The 8,818-nt window shown below is 36.1% G+C and carries 10 protein-coding genes; 3 read left to right on the top strand and 7 right to left on the bottom strand.

Going from position 1 to position 8,818, the window contains the following annotated elements; translation table 11 throughout:
- Window positions 1-66: 66 nt before the first annotated feature.
- A complete protein-coding gene (locus CP363_RS09920; protein WP_035443123.1) occupies window positions 67-759 on the top strand; it encodes a TVP38/TMEM64 family protein in 693 nt (230 codons plus the stop codon).
- 34 nt (window positions 760-793) lie between these two features.
- Here the strand turns inward: CP363_RS09920 and CP363_RS09915 are convergent, their stop codons facing one another.
- From CP363_RS09915 to CP363_RS09900, 4 genes are all read right to left on the bottom strand, one after another.
- On the bottom strand, window positions 794-2,569 hold the full coding sequence (locus CP363_RS09915; protein WP_098036197.1) for an oleate hydratase: 1,776 nt from the start codon (window positions 2,567-2,569) through the stop codon (window positions 794-796).
- 105 nt (window positions 2,570-2,674) lie between these two features.
- Window positions 2,675-3,580 (bottom strand): RluA family pseudouridine synthase, encoded by a 906-nt coding sequence (locus CP363_RS09910; protein ID WP_098036196.1) that lies wholly within the window; start codon window positions 3,578-3,580, stop codon window positions 2,675-2,677.
- Window positions 3,573-4,376, bottom strand: coding sequence for an NAD kinase (locus CP363_RS09905; protein ID WP_005718616.1), 804 nt, complete (start codon window positions 4,374-4,376; stop codon window positions 3,573-3,575). Before CP363_RS09905 ends, CP363_RS09910 begins: the two co-directional genes overlap by 8 nt.
- Complete coding sequence (locus CP363_RS09900; RefSeq protein WP_005718615.1) at window positions 4,373-5,005, bottom strand: GTP pyrophosphokinase family protein; 633 nt, start codon at window positions 5,003-5,005, stop codon at window positions 4,373-4,375. Before CP363_RS09900 ends, CP363_RS09905 begins: the two co-directional genes overlap by 4 nt.
- Before the next feature lie 76 nt (window positions 5,006-5,081).
- On the opposite strand from CP363_RS09900, the gene CP363_RS09895 reads away from it, so the two are divergent.
- Entirely contained in the window at window positions 5,082-5,690 is a 609-nt protein-coding gene (locus CP363_RS09895; protein ID WP_013086040.1) for a CYTH domain-containing protein, read from the top strand.
- Window positions 5,691-5,776: 86 nt separating this feature from the next.
- Window positions 5,777-6,394: a DsbA family protein gene (locus CP363_RS09890; protein ID WP_061204538.1), complete on the top strand. Its 618-nt coding sequence runs from the start codon at window positions 5,777-5,779 to the stop codon at window positions 6,392-6,394.
- Between the two features lie 7 nt (window positions 6,395-6,401).
- On the opposite strand, the gene CP363_RS09885 is transcribed toward CP363_RS09890, so the two are convergent.
- The 3 genes from CP363_RS09885 to spxA all read right to left on the bottom strand — a co-directional run bounded on the left by CP363_RS09885 (window position 6,402) and on the right by spxA (window position 8,571).
- Window positions 6,402-7,250 (bottom strand): competence protein CoiA, encoded by an 849-nt coding sequence (locus CP363_RS09885; protein ID WP_013086038.1) that lies wholly within the window; start codon window positions 7,248-7,250, stop codon window positions 6,402-6,404.
- Between the two features lie 71 nt (window positions 7,251-7,321).
- Window positions 7,322-8,068 (bottom strand): adaptor protein MecA, encoded by a 747-nt coding sequence (locus CP363_RS09880; protein WP_035443125.1) that lies wholly within the window; start codon window positions 8,066-8,068, stop codon window positions 7,322-7,324.
- A gap of 104 nt (window positions 8,069-8,172) precedes the next feature.
- Entirely contained in the window at window positions 8,173-8,571 is a 399-nt protein-coding gene (gene spxA, locus CP363_RS09875; RefSeq protein WP_013086037.1) for a transcriptional regulator SpxA, read from the bottom strand.
- Between the last annotated feature and the right edge of the window lie 247 nt (window positions 8,572-8,818).

Below are 8,818 nucleotides of genomic sequence, written 5' to 3'. Positions count from 1 at the left end.
TCGAATAAACAAACTAAAAAGACAATCAACACAGATTTAATTTATATAATACGAGAAGGTGACAAAGTGAAAAGAAAAATAATTCGAATATTACTTTTCATTCTTGGCGGGATATTAGGGTTACTACTTCTGTATAAACTCTATTTAAATTACCGTCCTGAATTGAATTTATTACTTCATTTTGATCACCATAATGAAGAAGTACTCGTTAACATGGTCCGTAGCCATGGTATTGAAGACTTAGCCTTTTTATTTTTACTTAATGCGATCTGTGTAGCAATTCCTGGCTTATCCAACGGAATCTTTTGTGTTCTCAACGGAATCCTTTATGGCCCTGCCTGGGGATTTATTGTTAATTGGATCAGTGACATTTTAGGCCAAATAATTTTAATGGAACTTTTGCAAAAACTCTATGACATGAAAAAGATGTCTAACAGTAAAGTTTATAAGTTATTGACTGGATTAAAATCACCAATGCTTGGATTAATTATTGGATATATGATTCCATTTATTCCGAGTGCGACAGTTAGCTATGTCAACATTATGATTAATAAGGGGCAACGTAAAAAACAGCTAATACCAATCATTATCGGTGTCATCCCCTTCGCTTACTTATATGCTTATGGTGGCGATTCAATCTTGCACTTAGACGGACCACGATTGATTAAAGTTGTAATCTCATTCGTTGTCATCGCTTTAATTGCAGTAGCTATTTTGCTTAGTCTGAGAGCAATCAAAAAGCGTACAAAAAAAGCTTGAATTTACTCAAGCTTTTTTATTATGCCTAGCATATTTAAACTAAGTTAGCTTCTTCTAACAGTTCTTCGACCCAAGTTCTCTTGATTTTCTTCATCCCTGTTTTGAGAGCTAACTTCTCAGGTAATGGCATCTCTTGATCAACTAATTTCTTCTTGTCAGACATGTAGTACATCGCACGAAGCAATTGACGAATATCATAAATTGAGTCAAATACTTCAGGTACACCACGGTCAACGTTAAGCAATGTATAAACAGCTTCCATGGCAGTTCTGACAGAATATTCGGTGGTAAAGACAGTGTCTCTAGTTGGTGATTCGGCAAAATTGCCAATAAAGGCAATATTAACTGATCCTTCTGGAACAACATCTGGACGGTCCCCATCATGACGAGGCATAAAGTAACTAGTGATATATGGCATGTAAACTGGTACGGTATTCATATTTTCTTCACTAGCCAATTCGCTGATTTGAGTCTCTGGCACGCCTAAGTGATAAAGCATTTCTTCAGCAATTTCTTTACCAGTACAGTCAACGACTCTCTTCTTGATGTAATTACCCTCAGTATCAGAATACAAAGCATAAATCCAAACAACGATTTGATCTGGATTCTGGCTCTTAAAGTGAGGTTGACGGTGAATGGTAAAGCTAAGTTCCCAATTTGAGTCAACAACAGTGATAATTCCACCAGTATTAACTTTACCATCGTAAAGGCTGCGCTTAGTCAAGCGTTCAAAGTATGGAGCTATTTTCCTGTTTTCCAAGGTAGCTGTAGCTGATACGAACCAACTACGCTCTGGCAAGTTTTCACAGAAGACATCTGGATGACCAAAGTCAGGATCTTGTTTAGCCAAATTTTCCCATAATTTCCATGAAGAGCCCTTGTCGTGAGTAATTGGTGCTGGGGTATTTTGATCACCATAAGTAGAACTTTCAGTGATTGAACCGTTAGTCACAAAGACAATATCATCTGGGGTTAAATCAATATCACTTTGCTTACCATTCTTGGTCATCACGATCTTCTTGGCAACCTTTTGCTTGCCCTCATGATCAACAACCACGTTATCAACGTGACAATCATATTCAAATTGAACACCGTGATCTTTTAAATATGCCAAAAGTGGCTTAACCATGGACTCATATTGGTTATACTTGTTAAACTTCAATGCGGTAAAGTCAGGCAAACCATCAATATGGTGAATAAAGCGCATTGCATAACGCCGCATTTCGGCTGCTGAGTGCCATTTTTCAAAGGCAAACATTGTTGCCCAGTATGTCCAGAAATTAGTCTTAAAGAAGTCATCACTGAAGAATTCCTCAATTGTTTCACCTTGGAGTTCCTTTTCCGGTGTCATGATTAACTTCACGATTTCATTAGCGCACTTACCTAGACCATATTGACCATCACTTGGTAAGCGATCACCGCGATTATAAATTAGACGGCAATTGGATGAGTTAGGATCTTCTTTATCAAGCCAATAATATTCATCTAAGTATGATGCGCCAGGGATTTCCAAACTTGGAATCGATCTGTACATATCCCACAAACATTCAAAGTGGTTCTCCATTTCGCGGCCGCCCCGAACCACGAAACCTGCATTAGGACGCTTAGCACCATCAAGTGAACCACCAGCTACGGGTAGCTCTTCTAAGATATGAATATTTTCACCCTTCATTTGTGCATCACGAACTAAAAAGACAGCTGCAGAAAGACCGGCTAAACCACTACCAATAATATAAGCAGATTTTTTATCTACGCCTGCGGGCTTTTTGGCATCCGCAAAAGCCTCATAATTACCATTGGAATAGTACATAAAGATATCCTCTTTTCTGTATAAGTATAGTTTTTAACATTACACTTTAATTCTAAAGAAAGCGGTTACTAGGTGCAAGTTTTTTAGAAGTTTTAGCTAATAACTTTAGAATTCTTTATTAATTAGTTTCTGCCACAGTTCTTGCATATCTTTTGGATCATTCAACTCAAGTGTTTTACATTTTTGCTGGCTAAATGGATCCGGAAAATTTAAATAAAAGCAATTTAAGGCTTGGCGTGAAAACCCATCTTGAATTCCATATAAAGGATCACCATATAAGGGGTGTCCCAGATAAGCCATGTGAACACGGATCTGATGGGTTCTACCGGTAAGCAAGCGTAACTCTACCAAGCTAGCACCTGTAACCTGATCTAGGACTCGATACGCGGTTTGAGCGTCCTTTCCATCTGCCACTACCGCACGTTTAACTCCACTACCCTTTTTGCCAATCGGTTGATCAATTAAACCAGTTAACTCATTCGGAGCAAAATTGCCATGTACAATTGCATGATATTTTTTGACAAATTTCTCCTTGCCAATTTTACTAAAACGAGCATGGGCAATTGCATTTTTCCCCACCAATACTAAACCAGATGTATCTCGATCTAATCTAGTAATAACATGCGGCTTCAAATTTTTCTGTCCTTTTTGGACAAAATAACCCAACAATCGATTGACCACCGCATCATCATCTTCATAGCGTGAGGGAATTGACAACACACCTGCAGGTTTGTTAACTACAAGATAATTTTTATTCTCCAACACAATTGATACTGGATTATTCGATGGCTTTAAAAAATCATTTTTCTTTTCTTCACCACTGATAAAAATCACTTCATCCCCAGCACGCAAATTAAAGCTAGTATATCTTCTTTTATGATTTACTAAAATCATGCCATGATGGTGTTTAGCATTGTTTAACGCTTGATGCGAAAAACCATTTTTTAACAAAAAAGGACCCAGCTTTTTGGGGTCTCTTTCTTGCACAATTAGTTTAAATAAACTAGTCATTTTTTTCATTATCTCCAATAAACGCATTTTGTACGCGTGACCAAAAATGATGGTGGCCAAATTGATCAAACTGAATCGAATGCCGCGAAATTCGATATTCAATCTTCTTAGCATTACGTACATCAATTCTTGCTCCATCAACTGTCATCACAAAATGATCTGCATTAGGAACAATCGAAATCCATTGATCAGGCGCAATCACAATTGGTGATGACAAAGTTCTAAAAACTCGATTATTAATTGAAGCAATTTCAGTCATTTGCAACGCTTTTAGCCGGGGATGAATTACTGCACCACCTAGTGATTTGCCATAAGCAGTCGAACCTGTTGGTGTTGAAACGCAAAGACCATCGCCTCGAAAGTTTTCAAATAATTGATCATTAATGTACACATCGGCCTCTAATGTATGTGAAACTCTTTTAACCGCTGATTCATTGACGGCTAAATGGTAATGAGTTTCACCTGATTCAGTAAGCATCTTTATTTCTAGTAAAGGATACTTCGCTGGTTCACCCTTGGTTACTGCTAAAGCATCAACCATTTTTTCAATATCATAGTTACGCCAATCAGTATAAAAACCTAAGTGGCCAGTATGAATCCCAATAAAGCGCACAGAATCTACTTGATTTTCATAGCGGTGGAAGGCATTGATGAGGGTGCCATCACCGCCAACAGTGATCACTACATCAGGATATCTAGCATCAAAGATAAAACCTTTTTCCTGAAGCAGCTTCTTAAGCTGCGCAACTGTCTTTAACGTTTCATCATAGTTATTATGCGCTATTGTTACTTTCATAATTTTTCTTTGCCCTTATTTTTGGTAAAAATTTTCTGAGCTTCTTGGACCTCATCCTTAATTGACGACATTTCTTCGTCTAGTCTATAAGCGGCTTCAGCCGTTGATTTTAATCTAGCTGAAATGTCATCAGGATAGACACCTTGATATTTGTAATTTAAAGTATGCTCGACAGTAGCCCAAAAGTTCATTGCCATAGTTCTAATCTGAACTTCCGCAATTAATTTTTTCGGACCTTCTGGTAAGTAAACCGTATAGTTAATCACCATGTGGTATGACCGATATCCACTCGGCTTAGCATTTTGAATATAATCACGCTCCTCAACAACTTCCATATCATCTCGAGCATGAATCAAATCTACTACCTTATAAATATCGTCTACAAATTGAGTAACAATCCTAATCCCTGCAATATCTTGCATATCAGTCTCAATGACATCAGGACTAATTACTCGCCGTTTCATTTTTTCCTTGATAGAATCAACTGTCTTTACCCGGCCAATTACAAATTCAATAGGTGAATGTTCCCCCTTAGTTAAAAAGCCTTGTCTAAGGGAACGAAATTTAACCTTTAACTCGCGAACAGCTTCGTTATAAGGCCACAAGAAGTTATCCCAATCTAATTCCATGAGAAAACATTCCTTTCTTAAGCAAACAAACTCATTTTACCATATAATTAAGTTAAACAGTTCGGAGGAAAAACAGATGAGTAAAAATCGAGAAATTGAAGCAAAAATTCTTTTAAATAAAAGCGTTTATGATCAGATCACTGCCGCTTTTCCAATCAAAAGTGACTTTACCCAAGAAAATTATTATTTTGATACAGCAGATGATTTATTAAAAAATCATCAAATTAGCTTGCGTATTCGAATCTATGCTACTCACGCAGAGCAAACAATGAAGGTACCGGATCCTAATCCTGTACAAAAGAATTTCCATGAAGTAATTGAAATTAATGATGAATTAACTCACGCTCAAGCTAAAAAATTAGTAGCAAAAAAGCATTTTAAATTCACTGGTAATATTGGCGCATATCTAGATAATCATTTTGCCAATGACCAAAAAAAGCTACGTCTTTTCACCTGGAGCAAAACCCGCAGAATTTTGATGAACGGGCCACAAAACTGTGAATTAACTCTAGATGCTACGTCTTATCCAGATAACTATCAAGATTTTGAATTAGAAATCGAAAATACTAATCCTGCTTTAATTCAAACAGTATTAACTAAACTTGAACAAGAATATGACTTTGAACAAACGGCTGCTAACACTAATCAAAGCAAAATAGCTCGTGCAAGCGCTCACCAAAAATAGTATATAGAAAATAAGGCATATTTTTTGTCACTTATTTTTTTTCTTGCTAAAGTAACTAATAGTAAATCACCAAAGAGGTCGAGATTATGTTTGAGATTTTTCTATTCATCAATCCAATAGGGATTTATTGTTATAACACTGAAAAACAGATTCGTAAAACCGTTGATGAATTAGGGGTCGACGTTTGTTATCACTATATTCCAATTGCAAATGTTTGTTTAATCAATGATGATGCGATTCGCCGACGCAAAGATGACCAGAAGTTACCTGATATTAGTAATTTTTCTAGAGCAACTTATGAAGCATTAGAAAATTACCACGCGATTAGGCTGGCCTATGGCAACAAAAAAGCCCGTCAATACCTGTATGAATTACAAAAAAACTTGAGCAAAGATGCTTCCGCTTATACACCTGAGCTGCTTAAGCGGATCGCAAACAAATTACATATCAAGGATGCGGATATTCAGGCAATCAAACAAACTGATTACCTGCGTACTTCTATTGAAGAAGATCAAAAACTAGCCAACCAATGGAATATTAAAGCTACTCCTACCACCGTTATCTTTAACGAAGACAACGAGCAAAATGGAGTATTGCTAGAGGGACCAATCAATCAACAGGATTTAGTTAATCTAATGCTTCCAGATTGTCAAAAGTGTTTTTCAGACTATTTACCTGCGGAGCATCATTTACGCCTTATCTAAAGGCGTTTTATTTTTGCAAAAAATCACTAACCCGATCTCTTTCACCTGGGTTACGCCAAGTAGCAAAAACTTTATCAGGTAAATCATCAAGAGTTAATTTGCGTTCATAAAGCATCTCTCCTATTTTCAATCCTAACTTTGTTTTTTGCATAATTTGCTGGCGTAAATATTTTCTTTGAGTTGCAATGTTCAAAGAATATTCTTTTTTGAATGGCTTAAAGCGCCAAAAATCTTTTATCCCCAATTCATCAAGGACAAATGATTTACTTTGATAAACCAATTTATTAGCTACCGGTTCTTCTAAAACATTATATTTTAAGCAAAAACGATTTCTCTGTGGATTAATTTCTAAATAGTAATTCCCCCAAGCTTTATTTTGTCGAAAGAAAATCAACTGTGTGCGTTTCAATCGCCGTTTCAAATAGTGTCGCTGTCCCACAATCCAAATATCTTTTACACCAATTTTTTGATAAAGCTGATGCCGATGGTTAAATTCTTGTTGACTCAACGGCGCACATTGAACTTCAAACGCTAACTTAGCAGTTGCTAAGACATCTGCACGCAATTGTCCTTCAGCTAATGGAATCTCAACTTCTGCCGGAAAACCAGCTGCCGTCAAAGCTGACTTCAACAGCATTTTCGATTGGTGATGCTCCTCTTTTTCACCCATTAAGTTACTGTACTTCACAAGATGCTTAAAAAAGGCTGCTTTTTGCTCCGACATAACCAAAATTACTTTTTTATTGCAATGTGGACAGTGATAATTATCACGATTCAATTTCTTTTGCCTTGCATTAACTAAACATGCTTCGTCAACTGCAAGGACTAATTTCTTATTTAACATGGCTGCATACATTTTTCTCACCCATGTTTTATTACGTAAAAAAGAGACGGAATTTTGTCCCGTCTCTTTTTCTTTAAAGAATCTTAATAATTAGCTGCTTTTAAAAAGTAATGTCGAATCTGGCCTAAAGCATTTTGCATCAATAAGCATTTGCCTGTTTCTTCAACTACACGCATCTTATCACTATCGACCTTAAAACCAAATTCGTTGGCTATTGTCCACGCATCTGCTGGTTTAAGCTCCTCATATTCTTCATCAAGAAATGCCAAATTTAAGAAATATTGTCCATGCAAGTAATACAAGCTAGAAGCTAAATCATTTGCCTTAAGGTTATCAGCTAATTCAATTAGACTACCTAAATCATCAAAATAGTAAGCCTGAGTCTTGCGCGATCTCCAATCAGTTGGCTCATTGTTTTTATCATCTTGGTTAAAAAAGTTGTGAGTAGCTATTCCTTGAGGAGCCGAATTTGAATTCGTACTCTCCTCATCTAAATCAAAGAAACTTTTTGAATCATCCGAATTCGTTGATGATTGCTCATCCTTAGGAAAGCTATCACCCATTAGTTTCCTTAAATTCTGTGCATCGTCCGGCTTAACTTTGGTGATCATCAAATCTAATCCCCCATTATTAGGCATTACTTGAAATGATACTGGATCACCATTGGCAAATTCATGGTCTTCATCGACCTCATCAAGAATTTTATAGAAGAAGTCTTGAATCTTTTGTCTATTACCTAATAAATCAAGCATTCCCATCCCACGACGAGCCAATTCAGCTTTATCAATTCGAACTCTGATAGTATTCTTATCAATATGATCTACCTGCACAGGATCTCACCTCCATGAATTAATATATCTATTGTAGCGTATTTTTCGTTTAAAATAAAAGTGTTAGTCTCAACAAAAGCCTTAACTAACACTTTTCAATCATTTTATAAATCTGCAATCTTTTGTGCTTCAGCCAATTCCAACCGACGAACTTTTCGTGGCAAGAATCGACGAATTTCATCTTCATTGTAACCAACTTGAAGTCGACGATCATCCATAATGATTGGTCTTCTTAACAAGCTAGGATTCTTTTCTACTAAATCAAGTAACTGATCAATTGATAAATCATCTAAATTGATTCGCAATTGTTGAAAAGTTCTTGAGCGGGTAGAAATGATTTCCTCAGTACCATTTTCAGTCATCCGCAAGATCTTTAATAATTCTTTTTTAGTCAATGGTTCAGAAAAAATGTTTCTTTCCTCGAATGGAATATTATGTTTTTCAAGCCACGCTCTTGCCTTGCGACATGAAGTACAACTAGGAGAGACATATAAATCTACCATAAAAATCACGCTCCTCAGAACAAATATTTGTATACGTTTCATTACTCATAGCTAGTATACCATATAAGCTTCTTTTTCGTAAGTGCTTAATTTATCGTTTACCTCTGCTATTTACTTAATACTAAAGATAAAACGTGAATTATTTGTGAAGATTTCGTTCATTTTGTTTAAAATTATTAAAAATAAAAAAAGGGCGGATTGTAAAATCAAATTGAACACTTCGTTCAAATATTAAAAAAAGTCCATT

This window comes from Lactobacillus sp. UMNPBX12 (genome assembly GCF_002553955.1).
Taxonomy (GTDB): Bacteria; Bacillota; Bacilli; order Lactobacillales; family Lactobacillaceae; genus Lactobacillus; species Lactobacillus crispatus.
Note: the sequence above shows the minus strand (reverse complement) of the source record. Positions and strands in the feature narration are given on the sequence as shown.

Excerpts from the sequence above, each read along its gene's own strand:
- CP363_RS09915 (WP_098036197.1), bottom strand. The coding sequence starts at position 2,569 with ATGTACTATTCCAATGGTAATTATGAGGCTTTTGCGGATGCCAAAAAG.
- CP363_RS09910 (WP_098036196.1), bottom strand. The coding sequence starts at position 3,580 with ATGACTAGTTTATTTAAACTAATTGTGCAAGAAAGAGACCCCAAAAAG.
- CP363_RS09905 (WP_005718616.1), bottom strand. The coding sequence starts at position 4,376 with ATGAAAGTAACAATAGCGCATAATAACTATGATGAAACGTTAAAGACA.
- CP363_RS09900 (WP_005718615.1), bottom strand. The coding sequence starts at position 5,005 with ATGGAATTAGATTGGGATAACTTCTTGTGGCCTTATAACGAAGCTGTT.
- CP363_RS09895 (WP_013086040.1), top strand. The coding sequence starts at position 5,082 with ATGAGTAAAAATCGAGAAATTGAAGCAAAAATTCTTTTAAATAAAAGC.
- CP363_RS09890 (WP_061204538.1), top strand. The coding sequence starts at position 5,777 with ATGTTTGAGATTTTTCTATTCATCAATCCAATAGGGATTTATTGTTAT.
- CP363_RS09885 (WP_013086038.1), bottom strand. The coding sequence starts at position 7,250 with ATGTATGCAGCCATGTTAAATAAGAAATTAGTCCTTGCAGTTGACGAA.
- spxA (WP_013086037.1), bottom strand. The coding sequence starts at position 8,571 with ATGGTAGATTTATATGTCTCTCCTAGTTGTACTTCATGTCGCAAGGCA.